The organism is Aureisphaera galaxeae (assembly GCF_028561275.1).
GTDB classification, from domain to species: Bacteria; Bacteroidota; Bacteroidia; order Flavobacteriales; family Flavobacteriaceae; genus Aureisphaera; species Aureisphaera galaxeae.
In genome coordinates, this window is record NZ_JAQQTF010000007.1 from 387,089 (window position 1) to 413,037 (window position 25,949).

16 protein-coding genes are annotated in these 25,949 nt (G+C 41.2%); 12 read left to right on the plus strand and 4 right to left on the minus strand.

Going from position 1 to position 25,949, the window contains the following annotated elements:
• Positions 1 to 101 precede the first annotated feature (101 nt).
• The 4 genes from POV27_RS14865 to POV27_RS14880 all read right to left on the minus strand — a co-directional run bounded on the left by POV27_RS14865 (position 102) and on the right by POV27_RS14880 (position 9,708).
• Positions 102 to 3,881 carry a hypothetical protein gene (locus POV27_RS14865; protein WP_272863579.1) on the minus strand — a complete coding sequence of 1,260 codons (3,780 nt, stop codon included), beginning with the start codon at positions 3,879 to 3,881 and terminating at the stop codon, positions 102 to 104.
• 25 nt (positions 3,882 to 3,906) lie between these two features.
• Positions 3,907 to 4,167, minus strand: coding sequence for a hypothetical protein (locus tag POV27_RS14870; RefSeq protein WP_272863580.1), 261 nt, complete (start codon positions 4,165 to 4,167; stop codon positions 3,907 to 3,909).
• Positions 4,168 to 4,411: 244 nt separating this feature from the next.
• Positions 4,412 to 4,888: a hypothetical protein gene (locus POV27_RS14875; protein ID WP_272863581.1), complete on the minus strand. Its 477-nt coding sequence runs from the start codon at positions 4,886 to 4,888 to the stop codon at positions 4,412 to 4,414.
• A 5-nt stretch (positions 4,889 to 4,893) separates the two neighbouring features.
• On the minus strand, positions 4,894 to 9,708 hold the full coding sequence (locus tag POV27_RS14880) for a DUF6443 domain-containing protein (protein ID WP_272863582.1): 4,815 nt from the start codon (positions 9,706 to 9,708) through the stop codon (positions 4,894 to 4,896).
• Positions 9,709 to 10,296: 588 nt separating this feature from the next.
• Here POV27_RS14880 and POV27_RS14885 point away from each other — a divergent pair.
• Genes POV27_RS14885 through POV27_RS14940 form a run of 12 tightly spaced genes read left to right on the plus strand, consistent with a single transcriptional unit; the run spans position 10,297 to position 25,942 of the window.
• Positions 10,297 to 10,959 (plus strand): Pvc16 family protein, encoded by a 663-nt coding sequence (locus POV27_RS14885; RefSeq protein ID WP_272863583.1) that lies wholly within the window; start codon positions 10,297 to 10,299, stop codon positions 10,957 to 10,959.
• A gap of 12 nt (positions 10,960 to 10,971) precedes the next feature.
• Positions 10,972 to 12,888 carry a phage tail sheath C-terminal domain-containing protein gene (locus POV27_RS14890; RefSeq protein ID WP_272863584.1) on the plus strand — a complete coding sequence of 639 codons (1,917 nt, stop codon included), beginning with the start codon at positions 10,972 to 10,974 and terminating at the stop codon, positions 12,886 to 12,888.
• A 27-nt stretch (positions 12,889 to 12,915) separates the two neighbouring features.
• Positions 12,916 to 13,347 (plus strand): phage tail protein, encoded by a 432-nt coding sequence (locus POV27_RS14895; RefSeq protein WP_272863585.1) that lies wholly within the window; start codon positions 12,916 to 12,918, stop codon positions 13,345 to 13,347.
• Positions 13,348 to 13,350: 3 nt separating this feature from the next.
• Positions 13,351 to 13,803 (plus strand): phage tail protein, encoded by a 453-nt coding sequence (locus POV27_RS14900; RefSeq protein WP_272863586.1) that lies wholly within the window; start codon positions 13,351 to 13,353, stop codon positions 13,801 to 13,803.
• Between the two features lie 10 nt (positions 13,804 to 13,813).
• Positions 13,814 to 13,990, plus strand: a complete 177-nt coding sequence (locus POV27_RS14905; RefSeq protein ID WP_272863587.1) for a DUF5908 family protein — start codon at positions 13,814 to 13,816, stop codon at positions 13,988 to 13,990.
• Positions 13,987 to 14,754: a CIS tube protein gene (locus tag POV27_RS14910; protein WP_272863588.1), complete on the plus strand. Its 768-nt coding sequence runs from the start codon at positions 13,987 to 13,989 to the stop codon at positions 14,752 to 14,754. The genes POV27_RS14905 and POV27_RS14910 overlap by 4 nt, the downstream gene beginning before the upstream one ends.
• Positions 14,755 to 14,763: 9 nt before the next feature.
• Positions 14,764 to 16,428: a phage baseplate assembly protein V gene (locus POV27_RS14915; RefSeq protein ID WP_272863589.1), complete on the plus strand. Its 1,665-nt coding sequence runs from the start codon at positions 14,764 to 14,766 to the stop codon at positions 16,426 to 16,428.
• A 1-nt stretch (position 16,429) separates the two neighbouring features.
• On the plus strand, positions 16,430 to 16,717 hold the full coding sequence (locus tag POV27_RS14920; protein WP_272863590.1) for a PAAR domain-containing protein: 288 nt from the start codon (positions 16,430 to 16,432) through the stop codon (positions 16,715 to 16,717).
• Between the two features lie 12 nt (positions 16,718 to 16,729).
• Entirely contained in the window at positions 16,730 to 17,143 is a 414-nt protein-coding gene (locus POV27_RS14925; protein WP_272863591.1) for a GPW/gp25 family protein, read from the plus strand.
• An 8-nt stretch (positions 17,144 to 17,151) separates the two neighbouring features.
• The gene (locus POV27_RS14930) at positions 17,152 to 20,319 is read left to right on the plus strand and encodes a baseplate J/gp47 family protein (RefSeq protein ID WP_272863592.1); all 3,168 of its coding nucleotides are present in this window, start codon (positions 17,152 to 17,154) and stop codon (positions 20,317 to 20,319) included.
• Positions 20,316 to 23,339 (plus strand): hypothetical protein, encoded by a 3,024-nt coding sequence (locus POV27_RS14935; RefSeq protein ID WP_272863593.1) that lies wholly within the window; start codon positions 20,316 to 20,318, stop codon positions 23,337 to 23,339. The genes POV27_RS14930 and POV27_RS14935 overlap by 4 nt, the downstream gene beginning before the upstream one ends.
• On the plus strand, positions 23,336 to 25,942 hold the full coding sequence (locus POV27_RS14940) for a hypothetical protein (RefSeq protein ID WP_272863594.1): 2,607 nt from the start codon (positions 23,336 to 23,338) through the stop codon (positions 25,940 to 25,942). Before POV27_RS14935 ends, POV27_RS14940 begins: the two co-directional genes overlap by 4 nt.
• The last annotated feature ends 7 nt before the right edge of the window (positions 25,943 to 25,949 follow it).

The following is a 25,949-nucleotide window of genomic DNA, read 5'->3' on the forward strand; positions in this document are numbered from 1 at the left end:
TATAAAGAAAGTATTTCATTTTCATCCCTCAGCGCCGACCTGACCTTTTGTATGAACCCGACAGGGTCGGGCGCTGGCAACGTATATCATTGTGTTAATAATCAATCGCTTCCAAAGTTGTATGTTTTTTCTTCTAATATATTGCCATCCTTGTTGGTAATCTTTAGAAGTCTTCCAAAACTATCATATATATAATTAATCTCATCTTTTCTATTATCCATTTCCAGGATTGTCCTTCCCTCGCTATCAAAAAGGGATATGGATACCATTGCCGATGGAATTCTATCATAGAGGACGGAGAGCGCTGATTTAAGGCCAGCACTAATATCCTGAAGTTGAGCGTAGCTGTAATCCAATTCAGCCACAACATCATTGAATCTTGCATTTTTAATTTGAGCCACAGGATAACGATGTTGCATCCCATATAAGGTCGTTGAATAGATTCCTTCGCCATTATTGGTTTCTAGTATATTACCATTGTCATCAATTTCAGAGATTTGGCTAATTCTTCTAAATGAAGAAGCGTTAGTTTGTATCCACTCCTCGTAAGGATAAACTGCACTTACAGAGGTTTTTTCTTCCCAAACGGTTCTACTAATAGAAACTACTTGGCCATTTATCTTATTGATGACTTCATACGGGGCAGTTAAAAGGTTATTGTCATTTACAAATGAATATTGTTGGTAGGCATAGAATATTTCTTGACTCTCCGTTTCACCTAAACTATTTGTTGAATACTGTCCAGTTTTTAAACCAAGACTATTATAGGTATTGGCCGTTATCATTTCATCTAGCTGATCGCCATTATCCATAAATTGTTTATTTGTTGTACTCATTAATCGTGCATAATATGCTGGGGCGATGGCATATTGCCCATTGTGTGATAATCCTGTCTGCAATATATCCCAGTTATATATACTCTCACTCTCTAAATTATTATTTGCATCCCTTATTTCCTGTTTCTCAAGTATTCCAGCCTTTCTAATATCTATATCACCTATATTATAAAAATTCTTAGTGTATCCAATATTTCCAGATCCCAATCCTTTATTTTTTGAAATAACCTCTCCATAGTACGTAATACTTTGATCCGGTAATGAATTCGGATTTGAGTAGGCATAATCCATCTCCCTAATGTTACCTTTATTATTGTCTATCAGAATGTTGTCAACAACAATGTCATATACATCTTCATTGATTCTGTCATCGATAATTCTGTACAAATAAGTGCTGAAAGAACTCATTCCATAGTTGTCGCGTAACCACATAGAGTTAGTACTAAGAAAAGGATACCAACCTCCGAAAGAACCTCCGAAAAGACCAAAAAGATGAGATTTACTATTTAAATTGATATTTTCAATGTTCCCATTTCGCTTGTTTTTATAATAGAGTTTTGAATGTGAAAAATTTAATCCCCCATTATAGAATTGGGCAAGAATATGATTATAATTATTAGAATATACAAATTTCGAATCGTATGAACCCTCTATAGTTACTGGAGTATGCAATGCGCCTAAAGTATTTCTTGTGTAAAGCTTATTTCCTGTTATTCCAAAATCCGGAGTAAGACCCGCTATGGCCTTATAATAGTTGGTTTGATCATAGTAATCTAAGTATGTTTTTGACCAATTGTCCGTATTTGGATTGTAAAGCCAATAGTAAAATTTTTCTGTTCCAGTCCCTTCATGAGTCAAAACCATATTTTCAGATATGGTTGTAGAAAAAGAAGGTGTTATTTCCTTTACGTTCCATATTGATCCGTTAAATCGAACTGTTTTTTTAGGGTTTTTATTATAGGAAGTAAGAGTAAAATTATTATTGAACGTAGGAAATATTGGAGAACTAGAATCATACCAACCATAAGGGGAATCGACCCCAGTAACTGCATACAATTTGTTCCATTTTATTATTTTCTCTGGATTATCGTCATCTTGAACAAATCCGGCCATTGTCGTACCGGGGTAAAAGTAACTTGGATGCTCGATGCCATTAAGGTGTGGGTCTAAGATACTTGACCATGAATGAGTTACCCATTTCCTTTCCGAATCCAGATAGTGAAAATAATAATTATCATTATAAGTTTGCCCATCTCCCATATCTATTCCTCCGTCTTCATCCATAGCGAGGATAAAGTTAATTCCAGCTCCATAATAATATTGTCCGCTACCTTGGAAAATTGTTCTTTTCCCCCAATCGATACCATTCCAAAAATAATTTATCAGTTTGCCATTATGATGTGAACCAATACTTACATATTCAAGCCCATTCATAAATCTTGGTTTACCGGGTCCAATATCGAGATTCAGGTCCTGATATAAATCCCAGGTTTTTCCGTCCTTGTTCAAATGAAACATATGAAGATCAGCATCGTCATTTTCATATTTTACGATACCATAAAAATTCTCGTTGAATACGGCTAACATGTTTTTAGGCCTTTCAGTCCCTCCGACAGTCTCAATCTCAAACAAATCCCTTCCTGCTTGCATGAAATCGTATAAATCGTGGTTCCATTTTTGACCATTCCACCAGAATCTCAAAACCCTAAATTTTCTTTTATTACCACTATACAGGGTTTTAGACATGTATAGTTTTAGGGCAAAATTGTTCCCAGAATAGGATCCTGCTAAATTGTAGTCTTGGGATAGATTAGGGGGAGCAGTTTCAAATCTATTATAACCGTTGTAGAACTGATACTTATTTTCATAATTGTAGGTAACAGAGCCACCAGAGGGGTAGGTTATTTTTTGAAGGCCACCTTTGAAATCTCCATTGTAAAAATATTCAAATTCCTGGGGAGGTAAGGGATTAAATTGGGAGTCTTTCTTGGTAATCCTAGTGAGGTATCTCTTCTTATTTTGAGAATCTAAATCTTGAATGGTATGCTCCAAATCAAATAAATATTTAAAATTATTTTCACGATCGAAAATTTCAATATTGTCTAAATATTTTTTTTCGTAGAATTCTTGATACGCGTCTGGTTCCGCCATTTCTGTATGTGGCTCAAAATATTCACCTATGTTTTTGGTTCCATAATTGAAAATAACTTTACCCCCGCGAGAGGAGATGATTTCCTTTACATAACTTGCTTCCGTGTGGTCTGCGTAACTAGGTTGACTGCTGTTGTTTTTGCCCATGATCTCATCATATACAAATGAAAGTGAATTGCCATTCCAATGATCTTCGATTTTCCCCAATTTCCATTCTCTTGTAAAACGAGCGTCAGCAGATACGCTTGTGCTACCAACCCAATTTCCGCCTTGCCATGTTGAGATGTATGAGTTTTTATCATATGTATAGATAGTTGCATTTTCATCGATTATAGTCCATGTGTCAGCGAACTGGTCGTAGGTAACTTTAATCGGACTATAAATTTCTGGCCTAAAATTGAAATTACCCTCATTCAATAATTTTACTGAAGAACCGTTCGAAATTAAGTAGAATGTGTCATCATCTATAGCCCCTGTATTATTGTGATCTGCGATAATTTTGGGGATCTCCATAGACCATCCGACACCAACTGGGCTTACAGGGCTATATTTGTTCTGTTGGCGTCCCTGTTCAAATGAAATTTGTCCGTTGTATAAAAGTGCGATAGGAAACGAGACTCTATTCGCTGATATAGTTGCTACTGGTATGTTAAAGACAACTTTACCCGTAGCAAGATTAACTGAATTTTGGATATGCCCTTCAATCTGATCTCCCGTATTGAATGGGATATCTTCAGGAATTGTAACATCATAACCATCAGTAGCACTTACTGAAAATCGATCAGAAGTCGCCTGTGTTGTCTCATTTTCTATAACTTCATATTCACCGTTTGCATTTTGTGCTAAAACAAGCCCGATGTTAAAAAGGGTCAAAAAGAAAAAGGGTATTTTCATAGTATTATGCGTTGATTGAACGATATTAGTTTTCGAACTCGTAGATAAATGTAATGTCCGGTCCGCCAGTAGTCTGATTTGCTTCAATAATTTCGATTGTTAACGATACTTCAGTCAATTCCAAGATTTTCGATGAGCGTATATTTGGGTTCGAAAACTCGACTTGATCATCATTAGGATTTTCAATAACTTCACTTGTTTGCTGCATGAAGTCGATATCGTCATTGGATACGACATAATTACCCGTAAACTCTGCTGTAAAATATTCATTGACATCACAATCCACATTCTGGGATTTTCTCCATATATAATTCCCGCTCTGATTAAGAATTAAATAATTCTGAGATTGACACTTGCCAACTTGTACCCAATGCCCATAAAGTATGTTTAATGATTGGGAATCATTGTCAGAAGTGGAATCATTGTCAGAACTGCATGATTGCATAATTAATGCGAGAGCAATCAGGAATGGGAACATTACATTCACTAAAGAATAATAATTATTGAAAGAAAAATATTTGAAACCCATACTAATTTGTTGTAAAAATGAATGCTTTCAATTCAATTAAACCCATTACCGTATCAACGGAGGTATCACCATTCTTTTTTTGATTATTATAAGTCAAAGACAATTCAAATGAGGAATTGGCATCAAACTCTAATCGTTCAAAATAATTGGTGACTAAAGAAACTCTTTTTTGAGAGTTTGATTTAACAAGTAGAAACCTAGGTAAATTAAGTACTTGATATGGAGGGTCTAAAGTTTTGATTTTCCTAAAAGTATTGGGCTTTACTGGTTTGATGCCTATTTTCCAAACTAAGGCATCGCAATTAATCCATAGATCTCGATTTTCTTCATTATTAATTAGTATTTCGATTGATTTTTCGACTACATCAATATTAGTGATCTCTAAATAGATCTTATTCTGATTAGCCTTGTTAATAAGTTTTTCTTGGCTCTTACAACTGACCAATACCACGAATAATATTAATAAAATACTTCTCATAATCATTAAAAATTAGCTGGATTGTAAAGATTAATACCGAATAAATGACCTCTTCTGGGAATATTCCAGAAATTTCTAACGAAGTTAGATCTTCCAAAATGGGTCTTAAAATTTTTCCAAGCGTCTAGGGAATACACCCTGTCCGGATTGGAAAAATCTCTAGGGCCAATTATTCTAAATTTACCAGAGTTCTTTATTGTTTCATAATAACCAATTGGGCCATCGAATTCGAATAAAGCTTGTTGTTCAGCAGAAAGACTTTCTGAAGCCCAAACACCTGGCAAACCAGGCCCTTCCTGAATTAAATCTTTATAAAAATGAGCTTGTTCGTGAATAAGTATTTCTTTAAAATACCCAACGGTTCTTCCTTCTCCGAATTCATGTGATGAGACAGTAATGATCCCATGCTTATCTGTCATAGTTTCAACTTCCTGTGCTCCCGTAAACATGGATGTTCCACCGTACCTTTTTGTGAAAAAATCCACGGCTCGCTCCATTTTTTCATCAGCTATTCGTTCCAGTTCGGTATTTAGCATATCTCCTGCTTTATAATCGGCTAATGCTTTTTGAGCATCTTTATATAAATGTTTCAAAGTTCCGTCATTTGTTCCGAAATAACCTTCACTAAATAAATTCTGGAAACTTTCAACAGAAGAAGATATAAAAGCAAGTGCACCACCTGTAATTGATCCTCGTAAGAACCCCTGACCAATGTCATTCCCTTCTAACAAGGCTCCTACACTCCCCGTAACACCTCCTGAGCCGGCACCAGACGCAACACTAGCAGCAAAGCTTCCCCCTGAGACATATTGTCCAATTCCACCTCCAAGAGCTCCAGTAACAGCACCTTTCCAAGCTCCGTCTAAGAATTCGCCTCCCGAAATATCAGCGGTAATACCTCCAATATAAAATCCGGTAATAGCTCCAATTATGATGGGGGTCCAGGCGAACTCTCCATCCGGATCGATGCTAATAATAGGATTATTGAAAGCATAAACATATGGACTTGAAAATTGATTTTGTGGATCTGTATTGAACCACCTTCCTATTGAAGCATCATAATTTCTCGAACCAAAATCGTACCAGCTCAGATCTAGCTCCGACTGTAGTTGTTTGCCTCCAAATTTCCACTGCTGTGCAATAGCATTTCCACCTCCGGTAATGCCCGAATTATATCCCTGATGCTTTAAGCCGAAAGGATAGTAATGAGATTCTTCAATTATTTCTGACATGCTAACAGCCCCATTTTTGTTTAAATCACTATAGGACAATCGAACATTTCCCAGATGATCCGTGTACTGAAACACATAATTATATGCACTATATGTCGTTTGACCTGTGTCAATATCAAATCCGGTTACTGATTTTGTGTCGCTTCCATCTGTAGGAATCACAGGCGTTGGTTCTACATACCCTTCAGGATGTCCAAAGAATTGAAGTAAATTATCTCCTGAACCAATTTGATTGTAAATGTGTCCACCATCATATTGCGTTATTACAGGTATAGGATTGACTCCCGAGGGAGTAAATTTTTTCTCAATTTTATTTCCAGTGGCGTCATAAATATATTCTATAATTCCACCAACTCCATTGTTATCAATGTTCACAAAAGTTGGCAAGTTCAGGTGGTTATACGAAATACTTACAATGTTCTTATTGGCATCACTAATTAGATTACCATTGTCATCATAAACATAATCTTGAAGGTTATTATTTGAATCATTAAAACCCTTATATTTTTGCGTTGAGGTGCTATTATCAATTACCCCTAAAAGCTTATTTCCATCATAGTTATACACTAAATTATCCCATTGTGCTGCCCCCCCATTTTCATTATCCCCCCAACGGATCATTGACATAAGATTCCCATTTAGGTCATAATCTATCCCCCAAATACTATGATTGTCGTCTGTGTTTAAATCACTTCCCACTCTACTAAATGCTGCTTTCACCCTATTTAAAGCGTCATATTTGTATCCATAGCTTCTTCTTTGAGAATCAACATTGTTTGTTTTCCAAATAGTTTGAGCAATATTCCCATTGTACAAGGGGATGGTTTTGCCAGGATCTCCAGCTGAACCTTCAATGTCCCTGTTGTAAATTATTCTGAATTTGAAAAGATCTGTATCCGGAGCAAGAAGAGTGGAAACAGTCCCAATATTGTTGATATCCGTTAGCCATCCTCTTACATTATATTCGTAATCTACAGTTTGTAAGGATTTATCGATGTTGGTAGCGTAAAATTGGAGGTTACTTATACTGGCACCAGGTGTATAGAACGATACGTCCCCTACCAGAGCAGGATTTGACAGAGATACATCATAAGTATAAATAGAATTACCATTATGTAAAAAATGGAGATTATTGCCATCCTGTTCAATCGCAAATAAATCCCCTTCATTGTACTGATAATAGGGTCCCGTATATATGGTTACATTATTCTCCCTAATTCTTACACGAAATCTATTGGGGTTGGAGCCCGTTCCCAGGAAGAAAAATGCATAATCGATTTCCCCGTCACCACTACCAGTGTTACTGTCATTGAGACCAGCATAGTACTTTTTTTGGACGTCGCCGGCAACAAAGGAAAGCCCTCCATCACCTAGGAGTTCTCCAATAGTGGCCAAGCCAGCATCGTAAGCACCGGAGGAACCTGTTTTGGTAATTACTCCAACAGACGAAACGCTAACATTAACAATATCCGTATAACCATTTTTAAAGAGTTCGCCACCAACTTTTTTTCTAACCAATTGCCCAATTTCATCAAATTCATTATGGACTATTAATTGGGTTGGTTCGTTATCTATTCTTTGTTGATGGGTTATGAGTCGTCCAATATGGTCATATGAATAATAATCTCTTGTTGTGATGGTAGCATTTCCAGCCTTACTATGAGTGGTTTGACTTTCAGTTGTTTTGCCTGTAAAGTCAAGTTTACTGTGGATAGCATTTGTGGTGAGAAGATATTCATTGCGGGAACCCGCGTAAATTACTCTCCCATATTCGTCATATCCAATCAAAGAAATCCGCCAATCATTAGTGCCTAGAACTCTTTCACGATTTACTGTGAGAAGTCCTTTCGTTTCAACCTGGGTGGATTCACCAAAAATAGATGTTGGCAAGGCAATACCCGTATGATCTATGTAGTTATCATAATAGTTGATTGACAAAACCTCAATATTCAAGGTCGGATAGGCACTATTGCTGTAGTAAATATTAGTATCTCCTAAAGTAATAGGGTTTTCTAGTCTCTCTTCTATTATCGGTTGTGATGTAAGTTCAACCATTAATGCAGATCTATTCAAATTATTTGAATATAATCCGCTGTACGCTAGTCTTCCAAAAGCGTCGTATTTTTTAAATAACCACTTTCCTTGATTCCTTAGATTTGCATCTTGTAGTAAAATTGGTTGATCTAACTTATTATATATGATGCTTTCCCAACCCTTCGAAGGAGTTTTTTGTTCAATAATTCGATTTTGATCGTCATATTTGTATTGGAAAACCAATTTGTCTAATATTTCCTGGTCATTGCCCTGGGTTGTTTGAACTGTTTGTCCACTTTCATTAATTGTACTCACCAGAAACATGTAATTCGGATCGTTGTCGTGTGTAATTGAGTTTCTTAGGTTTATATGTAAATTGTTGTTAATAAGTGCAAATTCGTACCAAATATCATTGGGGAAAACGGGACTTTCAATAGTAAAAAGCACTTGATCTGTTAGATGGTTTCCATTATTAGGAATGGAATATACTTGTCCAATTTCGAAGTAGGCACCAGTTCCTCCATACGCCCAATCATCATACTCCATATTAAAATTCCAGTTTAATGTATAGATGGTATCTCCATTTCCATCAACTTGACTCGTTAGATCGATTATGCCAGAACCTGTTCCATCGGTTGTTTCCGGAGATTCAACGATATCATCTTGTGTTAATGTTTCAGAAAATTCCAAGTACTGACCAAGGGCTATAACTTCGGAAGCCTCAGGAGGAATTTTAAATGCTACTCTTCCCAAATGGTCATATACCATGTATGTAGATAGCTTAGTAACTGAGTTGTCTTTCCAAACATAGTTATTTGTCAATAACTCTCTGCCGCTCTTATCCGTAAAAGTTTCCGTAGTGTGTAGATTTCCGCTAGTCCAATTTTCATTTTTCAATATAGATTTAACTAACTTGTCTTCAGTGTAATATCCTTGATAGTGCAAATTTGCAGTACCATTACTATCATATGAAACCGTGAACTTCTTAACTTCGGTATTATTGTTAGTTTCAAAACTGGATTTGACCGTATGTTCTCCTCCATTTCCTAAACGCCAATCGAAGCCTGGGGCAGAAGTTTCTTCAACTTTACTTAAAGGAGAATCGTCATAACGCGTTTCGACAAACGGATTATCCCAGTCTGGTATTAATGTTAAACCATTATTTTGATAAAAATCGTCCGGAAATTTGGCTTTATAATAATCAGCTGTTTCTCTTTGAATGGTCACCCCATTAACACCCTCATAATATTCGGCATTATTATTCGCTTTGGGAAGAGGAAGGTATTGGCGATTTTGCCTTCCGTAAGAATCATAATATATATGGGTTATCAGGTCTTCACTGCTTCCTCCTGCCATTACAGAAACATTTTGAATAGGCCTATTTAGGCCATCGTAGTAAGTGACTGCTTCGATTTTTTCACTGTCTAAAACATTGCCATCTTGCGTTTCAACTTGGTAAGTGGTTGATTTTGTATAGTTTTCAGTATTGGTTTGAGATCTACAAATACCAGAAAATAAAAATAATAATATCAAGAAAATGATATTTCTAGTCATATCAAAAATGTTTCAAATTAAAAAACTCGTGTATTAACAATTGCCCAAAATGGGGAGGGAGATTTTTGAGCTAAAATTGCCCTCTAATTTATGTAATAAACGCTCTCTTTGCAACGTATCTTGTTAATTAGTACCGACAATTCAAGAATTTCGACTTATTGTCTGTATTCAAAATTCTGAAATTCAACAAGTTGATTCTTTGTTGGAAAATCGAACTTTTTCAAGAATTTCGACTTTTACGTCCTCACCCAAATCGAACACAATTGTAGGAATAAAGGGTGAACGTGAAATACGCAATCCCTTTTACGGTCGACCTAATTCGTTAAACGGTTGAAAAAGAATAGGAAACGGTTTGGAAGGGAACTTCAGAAGTACATTTTAGAGAAATAATAACGTAACAATCTGATAACGTGAGGTTTATAAAATAGTAAATCTTCTTCAAACCACCAAATGTCAACACCCAAAATCCACACAGGGTTTTTCCCCTAAATAATCCAATGAATCCCCCCGACCAAAACGGGTAGAACGACTGCTACATTTTTCTTACAAATTGAGGAGCTTAGATGTCTCAAAAATCAAGGGGAAATAATGGCTTCAGATGTCATCAGCAAAACACTGCAGTTTTTAAAAGCTAAAGTAGATACCTATAATAGTAATGTAACTCCTATTGTAGAGATCACAAATATCGCCACACTTAACGATGGGGATGAGTACTTGCACTCTACCACACCCATTACACTTTCCATCGTTAATATTGAAGAAGATACCGTGGCCAAAGTGCCCAATGTATACCTTCCCAATACTACACAGGCTTCCAGTGTAGAACGATATAAGAACCCTGCCCAAAACTTGGTCATCTCATTGCTGTTTACTTCCTATAATAAGGAGCAAGCCAGCGATAAGTATGAAGACGGTCTCTTAAAACTGGAACATGTAATTCGTTGTTTTCAGGAACAGCATGTATTCTATATCGATGGCACTACCGAAGTAGACCCTACCCAAGACCATATAAAAATCATTCTCGATCTGGAAAGCCTAAAGTTGAGCGAGCTCAACCAATTGTGGTCCATGCTCGGGAACAAATACATGCCCTCGGTGCTGTACAAAATGCGGATGATCACCATTCAGCATGATGAAGAAGATGGTGGTAGTACCGTAGAGCGCCTCCGATTGAAGCTCTGGAACGACAACCCGAACGATATCGCCGGACAACTAGAAGAAAGTGATGAAATAATTCTAAACAATCCTTAAAAATCAGAAATTATGATAAGTTCAATCAAAACACCTGGGGTGTACATCCATGAGATCAACGGATTTCCCCCAAGTATCGCCCAAGTGGCAACTGCCATACCCGCTTTCATTGGGTATACAGAGAAGGGCCCTACCGAGCCTACCAAGGTGACCTCGCTTTTGGAATACGAGGAGAACTTTGGAGGTGCTCCAGAACCGGCTGGGGTGAACATTACCTTGAACGTGGAGTACACGGTGACCGAAAGCCAGTTCAAGATGTACAACAGTTTGCGTTTGTTCTTCGCCAATGGCGGGGGTGAATGCTATATCGTTTCCATCGGGGACTACGAAACCGCAACTCCATTTTCCTCTGCCGATCCCTTCAATGATGGATTGGACCTTTTGGAAAAAGTAGATGAGGTAACTTTATTATTGTTCCCAGATGCGGTGAATCTTGGAGCTACTAACCTTGGTTTGGTTCAGAAACACGCCTTAATGCAGTGTGCCGACCTAATGGATCGCTTCACGGTTATGGATGTGATTCAAACTTCAGGTCCAGCCAACGGACTGGAGCAGGACTCTGCCGATTTCCGTGATCAAGTAGGAAACCAAAACCTGAAATATGGTGCGGCCTACTATCCGTACTTACAGACCAGTTTCGGTTACAACTTCAGATTTAACGACATTAACGGAACCGCGGCAGGGAAAGTAGACTTCGCTACCCTGTATGCTTCCGATGCTACCATTACCTCGGCATTGAGCGACTTCGCTACCATGAATACCGATATTAACGATGGAGCCAACGGAATTCTAGCCGACTGGGATGCTGCCCAAGCGGCCAACCCAAAAGTGACGGTTGCTGCCGACGGTGACGTAGCCAATTACCTATCCAATATCTTCGGATTGTTGGCCACCTTAGGAGATCCTGTAGCCGATATTTCACATACTGGTTTAGAGACTTTGGTAACCGATATGATTACCACGTCCCTTCGTCCGGTAGTGCTGAAGTTGGTACAGATCAACTTGGCCTATGACGGACTGGGAGGAACTATCCTAGATGTTTCTGGAGGTGGTGTTGGAGGTGATTTTGTAAATGCCCAGTGGGGTGATTTTACCTCAAATGGAGCTGCTGGAGATTATCCTGTAACAGGAACGAACCCCTATACTGCTCTTATTGAAGACAGTGGCAACCCAGGAAATGCAGATTTGGCCAAGACAGCGGCCCAATTGGATAAGTTGTTCAGTCAAGTAACTACAGCTATGACAGCTGCTATTAGCGCGGTGGAGGAGTACGAGCTGAAGGTTGAAAATGACCTTACTTCTATGTTGCCAGTATATCCCTCGATCATCGCAGAGCTTAACAAGAGTATGAACCACGTACCTCCAAGTGGAGCTATGGTAGGGGTTTATGCTAATGTAGATGCTACGCGTGGAGTTTGGAAAGCACCTGGAAATGTTAGCGTAAACGGAATCATTGGCTTGGCCGATGATATTACCGACAAGGAGCAGGAGAATATGAACATCCACGAGTCGGGTAAATCCATTAACGCCATCCGTAAGTTCACAGGAAAAGGCTTGTTGGTTTGGGGTGTAAGAACCTTAGACGGCAATAGCAATGACTGGAGATATATTAACGTACGTCGTTTGGCCAATATGATCGAAGAGTCGGCCAAGAAAGCTTGTATGAACTTCGTGTTCGAACCTAATGTGAAACAAACATGGGTGAACATTAAAGGAATGATAGAAAACTACCTCACCACCCTTTGGAGCGACGGAGCATTGGCAGGAGCCAAAGCAGAAGATGCCTTCTTCGTGAGTGTAGGGTTGAATGAAACCATGTCTGCACAGGATGTATTGGAAGGAAGACTGATCGTGAAGATTGGTTATGCACCATCCCGTCCTGCGGAATTCATCATTCTTGAGTTCATTCAGACACAACAAAAATCTTAAAAAACAGAACCATAAAATAGAATAGTCATGGCAGATTATCCATTACCAAAGTTCCATTTTAGAGTAGAATGGGGCGGAACACGCATAGGATTTCAAGAGGTTTCAGGTCTTAACAAAGAACTGGAAGTACTTGAGTACAGAGAAGGATCCAGTCCGGAGTATTTTAAGCATAAAATGCCTGGAATGCACAAGCTGAGCAACATCACCTTGAAGAGAGGTGTTTTCCATAACGACAATGAGTTCTACGACTGGTACAATACCGTGGCGCTGAACACCGTGGAAAAGAGGGACATTACCATTTCCCTGTTGAATGAAAATCACGAGCCAGCCATCGTTTGGAAGGTGAAGGATTGCTTTATCGTATCGTTGAAGTGTACCGACCTTAAGGCGGATGAGAACGCTAACGCGATCGACACAGTAGAGATAGCCAATCATGGGTTTACCATGGAACACGCGTAAACCATGCCAGACGGAATGCCATTAAGCGGGTACCATTTCTCGGTCATCTTCGAGCTATTACCTCAGTTTAGTATCGATACTAAATTCCAGAGCGTAACGGGCTTGAAGGCCACTATGGAGACCGAGACCATTTCCGAAGGGGGACAGAATATGTACAAGATCACCCTTCCGAAACGGACCACCCACGAGAATTTGGTACTCAAACGAGGCCTTACCAAGGAACTTTCGGGTCTACGCATGTGGACCACGAAAGCCTTGAACGACTTCGTGTACCATCCGGCAAATCTGGTCATATCCTTGCTCAATGAGAACCACAATCCCGTAAAGGTTTGGTATGTATCACAGGCCATACCCATAGGATTGGAAACCTCCGGTTTTAATGCCGAAGAGAACAAACTGGTTATAGAAACCTTTACCCTTAAGTACCAACATTTTAAAGAGATCCCTATCCCTTAAATCTTTTACAATGGCTATAGAAATTAAAGAACTTCATATCAAGGTAAAAGTAGAGGACGCACCCAAAAAGGAAGTGGTATACCACAACCAACAAACGGTGGTGAACCAAGAGGTGATGACTGCGGAAATCATTAAAAAATGTACGCGTAACGTGTTAGAAATCCTTAAAGAAAGACAAGAACGATGATCGAAGGTCTCTTAGGAATAATCGATAAAATGCGGATAGAAGTCTATCCCAACGACGAGTATAACGAAGCGGAAGCCATTAGTACCATTTTCGTACAGGTAAACCCGGAAAGTTATACCATGAACCATCAAGTTGAATTCTGTGAAGGCCAGGCCATGGGTGCCTCGAGCCAGAACCTGAAATTCAATAAGATTGGTGCCGAAGAAGTAACCTTCGATTTCATTTTCGATAGTTCGGGTGTATTGCCACCTGCCAAGATAGAAGCCGGGAAAGTAGAAAAACTTCCCCTTCTGGATAGCTTGGTCGATGTGCTAAAACCTGCCATTGCCAATCCATTTGAAGAGGCAGCCACTGTCGAAGAAGAATTGGAACAGTTCAAGGATCTATTATTGGGGTACAATGGAGATACCCACGAAACACGGTACTTACAGTTGCTTTGGGGTGGTTTCGAAATGAAATGCAGGCTCATGAGCATGCAGATCGAATACAAAGTGTTCCGTCGCGACGGAAGACCCATTCGAGCCAATGCCCAGTGTAAATTTAAAGGGACTCAATCCTACAAGGAGATGCAGGCCGAACAAAACCAGCAGTCGCCCGATGTGACCCACAAAAAAGTGGTGAAACTACAGGATAAGTTCACGTTACTCGCAGAGCAAACCTATAACCAGAACAAGTACTATATCGATGTAGCCAAAGCGAATGGCTTATTGAGTTTCAGAAAGTTGGAAACAGGCCAAACCCTGTTGTTTCCACCGGTAAAATAATAGAAGAACATGTCGGTAACACCCTACACTCCAGAGTATAATACACTCCAATTGGAAATCCTGATCAATGGAACCAACGAGGGCTTGCATACGGTACTGAAAAAAGCTGAGGTTCATTACGAACTGAACAAAATACCCTACGCCAAGCTGCACTTTATCTCGTCCAATCCAGACATTGATCCGGATGACAATCCATTGCAGAGTGATGTACTTGCTGTGACCGATGAAATTGAAATCAAAGCCACCACGGACGAAGAAGCCGAAACGCTTTTTAAGGGAATTGTGTACAAAGTAGAGCGCAATGCCGATCCCAGTGCGGGTTTTGAAACCAAGATAGAGTGTAAGGACAAAGCTGTAAATCTTACGAGCCAGCAAGATGTAGTGGCCGATGAAACCTTTGCGGAAAAGATGGACCGTTTTCTGGGAGAAGTGGAAGTGACCAATGAAGCTGATTTAGGTGCTTTTGGAGAGGAAACCGTAAGCAAGACCCAAAACGTAACCCCTTGGGATTACATCATCAGTTATTTGGATGGGTTGGGTTATATGTCTACGGTACGGGAAGGTGTTTTTACCATTTTCGATAGTACCGCAGATCCCGAAGAAGCCACGTATTTGGCCAAAAACGGAGTGAATGTGTTCGAGTTCGAAGGGCGGGAAGAAGAAAGCGTTTCCGATGTGGAAGTACGCTACTGGAATCCCGAAACCCAAACGGTAGAAACCCAAGAAAGCAGTACCAATGTGACCAACGGAAGCGGACGCGAGGTGGTCGATATGAGTCAGTCGAATTTCTCTTCGGAAACCTTAGCGCAAATGGCTGCTGCCATTGCCGCCAAAAACCGATTGAACACCTTGAAGGGACGTGTAAAGACCTTTGGCAATTTACAGGCCAAATATGGGGAAAATATCACATTCGAAAAGGTAAATGCCGCCATCGATGAAACGCCGGTTTTAATTCATACAGAGCACCATACAATTGAAAATGGATGCTGGGATACCGAATACAAATTTGGTTTGGAGAGTAATCAATCCTTTGCCCAGAATATTAGTTCGGCCTCGCCTTCGAGTACGGCCAGAACCGGGCAGACCAACAGCATGCAAGGCCTTCAGATTGGTATTGTAACGCAGTTGGAAGACGATCCCAACAATGAATTTAGGGTACGGGTACGGATCCCGTCCATTTCCGATTCTGCTGAAGGTGTTTGGGCCCGTTTGGCCTCCTTTCAGGCAGGAAGTGAACGTGGAGCCTTCTTTATCCCTGAAGTAGAGGACGAGGTGATCTTGGGATGTTTGAACAACAATCCTGACGCGCCTGTGATTTTAGGAAAACTGTATAGCAGTTCAAAGCCAATGCCCTTTCCCATCACGGCCGATAACTACATCCAAGGGATTGTATCCAAGGAAGGAACCCAAGTGGTGCTGAACGATGAGGACAAGTCGGTAGAGATAAGTACCACTAACGGGAACAAGCTGCTCATAAGCGATGCCGAAAAAGGATTTGTACTGGAAGACGAAAACGGAAACTCGATCAAGATGAATGATCAGGGTATAACCATAGAAAGCGCAAAAGATATTGTGCTGAAAGCTTCCAAAGATATCAAAGTGGAAGGCGTGAAAAGCTCGCTGAAAGCTTCGGGTCAGATGGAACTTAAGGGACAACTCATAAAACTGAATTGATATGTCAATGGCCGCCAGAATGAACGATATGCATGTATGCCCGATGTCCGATGGGCCCAAACCCCACGTTGGGGGACCGGTATTACCGGGAGCGAATACATCGGTACAGATTGGAGGACAATTTGCCGCCGTAGTGGGCGATTCCTGCACCTGTACGGGGCCACCGGATACCATTGCCGCAGGATCGTCGAGTGTGATGATTGCTGGGAAACCAGCTGCAAGAATGGGAGATTCCACCGCGCACGGAGGAAAGATCGTGATAGGATGCCCCACCGTATTAATTGGATGATAAAAAGATATCATGGAACAAGAAGATTTTTTAGGCACGGGATGGAGTTTTCCACCCAGTTTCAACCTCAGCGAAAAGAGTGTGAACATGGTGAGTGACGAAGAAGATATTCGTCAGAGCCTCGATATTCTACTTTCTACGCGCTTAGGAGAACGCGTATTGCTTTCCGAATATGGATGCGGAATCAATACCATGCCTTTCGAAAATATAACGGTGACATTTCTAACCAAAATGAAAGCCATCATCAAGAAAGCGATTTTGCTTTATGAGCCCAGAATAGACCTGGAGGAAGTATTCTTTACCAGTCCGAAAGCCGAGGAAGGAATTGTGAAAGTTCAGTTGCAGTACCGCATTCGGGCCACCAATTCCAGGCTCAACTATGTATATCCCTTCTACTTAAAAGAAGGTACTTACATCAAAACCTAAGAACAACCATGTCCAATTGTGATATAGACATAGCGACCCATAAAAGAACCGCCTGCAGCCAGACGGGACGGATGCCTAAGGCACTCCATACCGATTTTGTTGCCGTCGATGAGCGCACAATCGCCGACCTGATTGTGAGCACCAATACCTTGTCCCAGCACATCAACTTTTACAATAAGGATAATGTGTTGTTGGATAATTGGGATACTTTCTTTCAATGGGAAACCACAGCCATTTTGGCCCAGATTGCCAGTTTGGATATAGCCAAATACCTTTCCGACTTTCAGCTAAAACGAAGGGAATTGCTGTTTGTGCCCGATTTGGGCGATCAGCAGGATATCATTCTTCCGTTTTTTGAAGGTATTGGAAACCATGCTCAGGATCTCTTCAAAAAAGTGGAGCACCTGCCCAAGGATTTCGACCTTCGGGAGTATTTGATGGGGACACAGGCCCGATTGGAATTGCTACTCACTACCATAGAAAGTGAATTGGCGGCTTCTACCGATCTGTTGTATACCCTTCAGCATCACCTTTTCAATAAGAACATTCAGAATTTCTTCGGATTGTTGACCCAATGGAAGGATAAGAGCGAGACCAAACTGTATGATAATTTGGAGAACTATCCAGAGCATTCACCACAGTATGCCCTGTATCTGGCATTTCTGAAGTTATTCGGCTTTGCCCAAGAGAACCTAAACGAATACACCCAGCGCCACCTCGATTTTTACTATCGAAAGATCCTTCGGTTAAGTCCGGAAGGCGCACAACCCGATCACGTTCACTTGTATATAGAACCGCATAAAAATGAAGCTCCATTTTTACTAGAAGAAGGAGCCGTTTTTAAGGCTGGAAAGGACAGTGAAGGGAACGAGAAATACTACGGAGCTACTTCCGATGTGGCCATCAACCAAGCCAAGGTGTCTACTTTGTATGGCGCTTCCAAGGAGTCCAGTAAGTATTACTTTCAGGATAGCACAGAGCTGAATGCCGCAGGCGACAGTTGGAAACCCTTTCCACAGCAAACACTATTCAGTGATATCGGTTTTGTATTGGCAGCACCCATACTGTTCCTTAGAGGAGGAAGCCGGGAAATACATTTGACCTTCAAGGATGCTTCCAACAAAATTGTGGAAGTTCCTACCGATAAATTCGACTTCTTCTTAAGTGGGGAAGAAGGTTGGTTAGAACCTGTAGTGGGTAAGGACCGAGATAGCGTGACCCTTTCCCTGAATCCAGACGACAAACCCATCCTTCCTTTCGATGCAGAGATTCACGAGGGCGTAGATTTGGAAACTCCGTTTCCTGCGCTAAAGATCGTTGCCAAAGATGGAACCCTGACCCGCGTAACCTTTTCGAGTGTTACGGTTAAGGTGGTGGTTACCGGATATGATCACTTCAAACTTTTCAGTAATACGGGAGAATTAGATCATACCAAGTCTTTTGAACCCTATGGAGCATTGCCCAGAAATGGAATGGGGCTCATCTTTGCCTGTAAGGAATTCTTTCAGAAAAAGAATGCCAAAGGAACCCTCTGGCTGAAGGCCGATACAGATGAGTGGTGGGCGTACCTAGTAATGCTTGTGATTTCCAGACTAACTTTCTTGGAAGACGGAAAATGGTTGGACGGAAACCACTGGGATTTTACCAGTGGATATGCATTCACGAATAAAAGCGCTATCCCTTATGACTTTAGTGAAAATGAAGAATTGGTGCCTGGCAAGACCGAAGGATTTGCCAATTTCTTTCTGAACTGGTTCAGTTTTGAAGGCAACTCGTACTTAGAAGATTATATAAATGCAGCTAAAGCCGAAGGAAATACGACATTACCTTATTTACCTGTCTTGGCATCTGTATTATTCGATTACGAAGCCTCGGCCACATTCAGCTCAAGCGGCGGAAGAACGACCTCAGATTTCTCTTTAATGCACTTGTATCCCAAAGGGTACAAAATGTTGAAGGGATCCAAACTAAGCTTGTTGCCAAGCATTAATAACGATGGAGAACTGTTTATAGGTATTGGCGATTTGGAAGGTGGAAATAGTGTAAGTCTATTGTTCCAAGTAGCCGAAGGAAGCGCCAATCCAAGGCAAACGCCTATCGATCTAAAGTGGAAGTATTTGAGTGGAACCACTTGGACCGAATTCGAGCCCGAAGACCTAGGCGACGACACCAATGGGCTTACACAGTCGGGTATCGTAAAAATGAATAGTCCTGAAGACTTAAAATGGGACGAACAAACCGAGCTTCCCTCGGGATACTGGTGGATAAAGATAGAAGCCGCAGAACGTATCGATGCCATTTGCGATCTCATCGGGATTCATGCCCAAGCCTTAAAAGCTGTCTTGACCGATTTTGAAGAGGCCGGCACGCAGTTCATCGAGAACACACCGGAAAAGACCATTTCCAAACTCTACAAGACGCGAAATGAGATCAAGAAAATAGAACAGCCCTATCCTTCTTTTGGAGGCAAGTTGGAAGAGGACGATAATATGTTCTATCAACGGACCAGTGAGCGCCTACGCCATAAAGGCAAGGCTATTACCATGTGGGATTACGAGAAACTGGTATTGGACAACTTTCCAGATGTGTTCCAAGTGAAATGCTTGAACCATCACCGTTACGATACGGCCGAACTTTCTAACACCAGTGCCGGGTATGTTACTATCATTCCTGTGGCCAAAGGCGGTACTATAGATGTTCCCGACTATTGGAAACCCATTGTGGATTTGGGGACGATGAAGAACATTCAAACCTTCCTAAAGGAGAGAGCGACACCGCATGCCCGCATCGCAGTAAAACCTCCAAAATTGGAAAAACTGGAGTTGGATTTTAAAGTGAAATACATTGAAATCCCAGGTGCCGATACCCGATTGTACGCCCAGCAATTGCAGGATGTGATCAATATCTTCTTAAGTCCTTGGGCCTATAATGATGAGGTGGTTGCAGACTTTCAGGAAGAGATCGAGAAGTCGCGATTAATTCAATTGATCGAGCACCAGAGCTATGTGGATTATATCTCAGACTTCAAAGTGAATCACCTTATTCTGGAAGAGACCACAGATGATATTAAACAAAGAATGAACGACGTGGAACGAATCATCCCTAAGACTGCATACAGTCTTTTCGTACCACATACGCATAAAATAGAAACCCTAACCGTAGAATGCTGCTCATGAAAACGGAATATTACATAGATAAGACCCGCAGCTTAACGCCCTCTCAGGACTACGAATACCTAAGGGAAGCAGGACAGCAGTATATAGAATCGTTGGCCCATAAATTGTGGACCGATTATAACGCACATGATCCAGGGATCACCATACTGGAGGCTCTCTGTTATGTGATTACGGAATTGGGGTACCGAACCAATTTTGCCATAGAAGATTTGTTGACGAATGAGGATGGTAAAATAGATAACGATTCCTTTTTTACGGCGCGCGAAATCCTAACCAATGCGCCCTTAACCGTTTTGGACTACCGAAAGGTCCTTATGGATATTGAAGGCATAAACAACGCTTGGCTCATCTACAGCAATGGCAAAACAGACGACTTGGGGTACGAGCAGCCTTTGGAAAATGAAATTCCCATTTACATAAATCCCAAAGAAGACAAGCTAAGCTTTAGCAACTTGGATAAGTATGGGAATTCCTTGAACCGATTGGCGCTACGAGGACTCAATAAGATCGTAGTAGAACTGAGTGAAGACATGACTCTGGGCGAACTTAATGAAGTAGCCCTAGATCACTCTTGGTTCGATGGAGATCGCTTTGTGGAAGTGCATATCACGTTAGAATTCGATTCGTGGAATGATCCCAAAGCAGACTTGCTTCGATTAATGAATAAGCCCACCAAGATCAAGTTCAAGCAGATCGAGGAATTAGAGGACACCATTAAGATCACTGTCGAGAGGCAGATTAAACCTACAGATACCTTAACGCTTTATTTTACGCCAAGGGATCCGGACGAATTGCAACAGGTAAAGGACTACTTCGATGTGGAGAAGACTATTTGCTACGCCATTAACCTTATGGCCGAAAAGAAGAAAAAGGTCGACGCCATCTTTGCGGAAGTAAACAATGTACTTTACGAAAACCGAAACCTTACCGAAGATTGGTTGTGCGTGGAAACCATTTGTGAAGTAGAAGTGGGAGTCTGTGCCGATATTGAATTGAACAATGAAGTGGATGCTGAGGAAATCTTAGCGCAGGTACAACAAACCATCGACGAGATCCTTACTCCACCCATTCCTTTCTATACCTTGAACCAGATGTTGGATATGGATAAGGACCCACGGGAAATTTTTAGTGGGCCTTCCTTACAACACGGGTTCTTATTGGATGAAGAGGTGCAAAATGCCCAATTGGCCGATTGCATTCATGCTTCGGACATCATTGCGGCCATCATGGACCTTCCCGGAGTTAAGGCGGTAAACAATCTCTTGATGACCGCTTACGATAAAGACGGTACGCCTATAGAGTCTGCCATGAACCAACCGTGGTGCCTTAATTTGGATGGGCAGAAAAAGCCCGTTTTCGCCTTCGATAAGTCCAAATTATTATTGTTTAGGGATGGAATTCCTTTCCTAATTCCCGAAAAGGGCGGTTTGGAGCTTAGTCAAGGTGTATACTATTTAAAAACACAGAACAATACCTTAAAGCTACAGAATCCGGAGAACGATTTTGCCATTCCGGAAGGACGTTTCTATCAGTTGGACGAATACCACAGTGTACAGAACGACTTCCCTGTTACTTATGGAATTGGAATGGGACAATTGCTGGATACAACGCCGGCACTTCGTAAAGCCCAAGCCAAACAGTTGAAAGCTTATTTGCAGCATTTCGATCAGTTATTGGGCGATTATTTCAGTCAGCTGTATCACGCCAAGGAACTGTTCGACCTTAAAACGATTCAAAAAACCTATTTCCCCAAATACATAGATAATATTCCTGGAATCGACGAGGAATTATTTGCCGATGAAGCCTATGCGGCCCTCTTTCAAACAACCTTAATAAACGGAGAGGAAGATGATGACCGCTCACTCTACGAAAACGATCCCACTTTTTACGATAGAAGAAACCGTTTTCTGGATCACTTAATGGCCCGTTTTGGCGAATCCTTCAACGATTATGTCTTCATGAGCTATGCCATGCAGGAAAATGCCAATGGTATTGCAGAATTGACCTTTCAGGATCAGGAATTGATCGAGGACAAGCAACGATTCCTATCGCAATATCCCAAATTGAGCTATGCACGGGGATTAGGTTTCAATTATTGTCAAGCACTTTCGGCAGATCCAGAACACCCTTGGCAATTTGCCAAGCGTGGCGGATACGAAAAAAGGGTAGCTGCCTTGTTGGGAATCAATTCCATCGTGCTTCAAGACATCGTGGACGATGATCCCAAGAACAATTGGAGTTATGAAACCGATATCGGAACCTTGGAGTTTCAGTTGCTGAATACAGTTCCCCTTTCACAAGCGGAGCGTTGGGAATTGGCCCATCAACTCATGCACACCATTAGTGCCTATCGCATCGATACCTTTTCAAAAAGCTATATCTACTTTGTGAACAAGGATCATAAGAAAATTGCCAAGTTCAAGCAGGAATTCGATACCGAAAGAGAAGCCAAGGAGTTCATTCCGAAGTTATACCAAGCCTTGAATTCACATCTGGAAAACTTCTATTGCTTGGAGCATATTTTATTGCGTCCCATGGTAGAGGATGATCTTACCGATGAGGATTTGCTTACCGTATGCCTAAACGATGATTGCTTTTCTGAAGATCACAATGATCCCTATTCCTTTAAAGCGACCATGGTCATGCCCGGATGGTTGGCCCGTTTCAGAAACCGTTACTTCCGGGACTATGCGGAACGAATCATTCGTCAAGAAGCACCTGCGCATACCATGATAAAGGTTTGTTGGGTAGGTCGGGACGATATGATTGCCTTTCAGGATGTATACAGAAAATGGATTTTGGCCTACCAGAAATTCAAGGCCAAGTTCTGTGGTGGCAATTTAAGCACCACTGCCAAAAAACAATACAACAAAGCGTTGTCCGACTTGATCGAGCAGGTCAAGGAGCTAAACACCATTTACGACGAGGGTACTTTGTACGATTGTCAGGAAAGTGAGTTGGACAACCCCATCATATTAAATAACAGTTCTTTAGGAACCCTTCAAAATATTGAGCCATGATACTTATAAATGATAGTTATCCCGTTTTTGAAGCAGATCAGGTACTCAGTCAAAAACACCTAAACCGATTGATAAGCTACCTCGAGGAGCAGGACAGGGCTTCCCGTACCCAACTATTGGGCATGGGCGTGGTATGCGGATTGGAAATTAGCAAACCCAACGCCACGACAGTAGCCATTAGTTGTGGAACCGGGATTACCTCTTTGGGGTACTTGGTACCCTTAGAAGATTCCAACTTCACACATTTCAAGAATACGACCATTTCAGAAAATTTCTTGAATCCCGATATAGAGCAGCATCCGTATTTGGAAAACCTGTACCAATACACCCAGATGTATCAACCCTTCGAAAATTGCATGGAGCTGTTGGAGGCCGATTCTGACGATGAAGACAAGCAATTACTTACGGAAGAGGTACTGGATAACAAGGTTGTTATGCTTTTGGTAGAGGCGTTGCTTATCGATGAGAAGAACTGTATTACATTAGATTGTGCCGATAAGGGAAAACGTTTGGAGTTTAAGATCCGTCCACTATTGATCGATGCCGATCTGTTGGTGGAATCTGAATTCGATTTGGAGATCTGCAATCGCATTTATTTCGATAACCTTCGATTGCCTCGTTATAGCGTACCCAAGGCCACCCTTACTACAACCGCCGATGTGCTCAACGCATACAATTCACTCATTTCGGGCTCGAAGGGACAATTGAACGATGCGGTGCATGAGTTGCATAATCATTATGCAGATGCCTTTAGTTCTTTAGACAATTACATTGTACTGAACAATGTAGAAGGCCGAATCAACACCGTACATACCCAAACCCAAGACGGCATTTATTTGCAATACGTTTGGGATTGGATGAACGATCTAACGGCTACCTACAATGAAATTGCTCAATTCCATGCCTGCAATCCAAGTTTGTGCTGTCCCGATAAAGGAAAGTTCCCTTTCCATGTATTATTGGGCTCTGCCGAATTTGCTACCGAAGAGATATTGCCGGGCAACGATCTGTTCAAGTTTAGAACCCCGTTTATAAAAACAGGAATTCTAGCGGCGGAAGAAAAGGACCAGAAAGAAACCTTGAAGGGACTTTTGGAAAAGCTGATCCGTTTGGTCACTACGTTCGATCTCAATTTGGAAATCACCCAAACACGGGGGATCAAAATAACGCCTTCCCATGTTGGGAGGACTCCCCTTTCCGAAAGAGCCATTCCGTATTACTATTCAGAAATTGATGAATTGAACACAAAATGGTCGCCAGCACTGACCATGGAGGGGCTTAACCAAAACATTTTAAGCTACCATTCAGACGAATACAACACCACAAATCCAAGTGTAACCGATCCATTGGAATACGATGTAGAACCCTATAATTTCTTTAGGGTAGAAGGACATTTGGGAAGGAATTATTCCGAAGCCTTGACTGAGATCATCGCCCAGCAGGAAGGCAATCGATTGCCTTTTAAGGTGATTGGTCTGAATGCGGTCGACTACTCCAACAATACCATCGATATTTCCAACCAAACGGAGATTTGGGACGATATGGAACTCGACTACGATTTGGCCAAGGAAAAGACCTATAACATTACCGAATATGTAATCGACTGGATAAAGGATAACAAAGATGAGATACAGGAGCACTATCCTGCCATGACCGACCAGACCATAACCAATTTGGAGAGTATTTTGGTGGAAACACGTGATCTATTATCTGAAGACCTAGCCGATTTCCTTCCTAATTATGAGGCCTTTTATGAAGTATTCGAGAACCTGAACGATCTGTTCTTATTCCACAGAAGATGTATTAAAATTAGTGGGGAAATAGACGAACACGCCATTATCGAGGATTTGGTAGATCACTTGGATGAGATCAACAATCTCTTTTTGGAAGACCCTTTTACCATCATTCACGAAGAAGCCAATCGTAGATGGGAAAACTCTTTTAAAGAGACCTTCCTTTCTTCTTTCTTGGAAAAGCATCCGGGCATTACCCATGAAGCAGGTGTGACCAAAGGAGGAACGTTCATTTTGGTGTATGCCGATAGCAGCGTATTCGAAACTGACAGAGCCGTTATTGGAACTGTTGCTTTGGTGGAACGAATTAAGAGCTACAAGCGATTGTTCCGTTTTTCTGAAGTGGAGGAGCGTGAAATACAAAGCAAGAATGTAGTTCGTAAACGAGCACTTGCCAAAGGTCGCAAACCCGCGGAGCAGACCACAGGTGAGTTGGCAAAGCACGAAAAGGCGATGAAGTCCAGAGTAATGGAAGCAGCTAAGAAAGACATGCAAGGTTTGCCAAAAGCAACCCGTGCGTTCATGGAAGAACGTTTTGCTAAGGCCTTCGATTCCCGAATTGTTGGAAAAGTTCCAGGAGGAACTCCAGGTAGGGTTACGGGAGAAGAAATTCTTGTTACCGGAACACGTAATCCGGTCAGGAGAATTCCAGAGCGCGTGATCATTGCAGACTTCTATTTGCCATACATCTGTTGCTCTAGTGGAAATAACATCAATATTGTGCTTCCTACACAAGATACCGAGCCCATTGTGGCCGATTTCGAAGGAGTAGATTTCGACGAGAACGACTTTTTTACAAACGATCAATAACCTTTAA

What these genes read in the sequence shown, in the direction of transcription:
- POV27_RS14875 (WP_272863581.1), bottom strand. Translation starts at nt 4,888, where the DNA reads ATGAGAAGTATTTTATTAATATTATTCGTGGTATTGGTCAGTTGTAAG.
- POV27_RS14930 (WP_272863592.1), top strand. Translation starts at nt 17,152, where the DNA reads ATGTCCAATTGTGATATAGACATAGCGACCCATAAAAGAACCGCCTGC.
- POV27_RS14920 (WP_272863590.1), top strand. Translation starts at nt 16,430, where the DNA reads ATGTCAATGGCCGCCAGAATGAACGATATGCATGTATGCCCGATGTCC.
- POV27_RS14915 (WP_272863589.1), top strand. Translation starts at nt 14,764, where the DNA reads ATGTCGGTAACACCCTACACTCCAGAGTATAATACACTCCAATTGGAA.
- POV27_RS14865 (WP_272863579.1), bottom strand. Translation starts at nt 3,881, where the DNA reads ATGAAAATACCCTTTTTCTTTTTGACCCTTTTTAACATCGGGCTTGTT.
- POV27_RS14885 (WP_272863583.1), top strand. Translation starts at nt 10,297, where the DNA reads ATGGCTTCAGATGTCATCAGCAAAACACTGCAGTTTTTAAAAGCTAAA.
- POV27_RS14925 (WP_272863591.1), top strand. Translation starts at nt 16,730, where the DNA reads ATGGAACAAGAAGATTTTTTAGGCACGGGATGGAGTTTTCCACCCAGT.
- POV27_RS14935 (WP_272863593.1), top strand. Translation starts at nt 20,316, where the DNA reads ATGAAAACGGAATATTACATAGATAAGACCCGCAGCTTAACGCCCTCT.
- POV27_RS14910 (WP_272863588.1), top strand. Translation starts at nt 13,987, where the DNA reads ATGATCGAAGGTCTCTTAGGAATAATCGATAAAATGCGGATAGAAGTC.
- POV27_RS14890 (WP_272863584.1), top strand. Translation starts at nt 10,972, where the DNA reads ATGATAAGTTCAATCAAAACACCTGGGGTGTACATCCATGAGATCAAC.
- POV27_RS14940 (WP_272863594.1), top strand. Translation starts at nt 23,336, where the DNA reads ATGATACTTATAAATGATAGTTATCCCGTTTTTGAAGCAGATCAGGTA.
- POV27_RS14880 (WP_272863582.1), bottom strand. Translation starts at nt 9,708, where the DNA reads ATGACTAGAAATATCATTTTCTTGATATTATTATTTTTATTTTCTGGT.
- POV27_RS14905 (WP_272863587.1), top strand. Translation starts at nt 13,814, where the DNA reads ATGGCTATAGAAATTAAAGAACTTCATATCAAGGTAAAAGTAGAGGAC.
- POV27_RS14900 (WP_272863586.1), top strand. Translation starts at nt 13,351, where the DNA reads ATGCCAGACGGAATGCCATTAAGCGGGTACCATTTCTCGGTCATCTTC.
- POV27_RS14895 (WP_272863585.1), top strand. Translation starts at nt 12,916, where the DNA reads ATGGCAGATTATCCATTACCAAAGTTCCATTTTAGAGTAGAATGGGGC.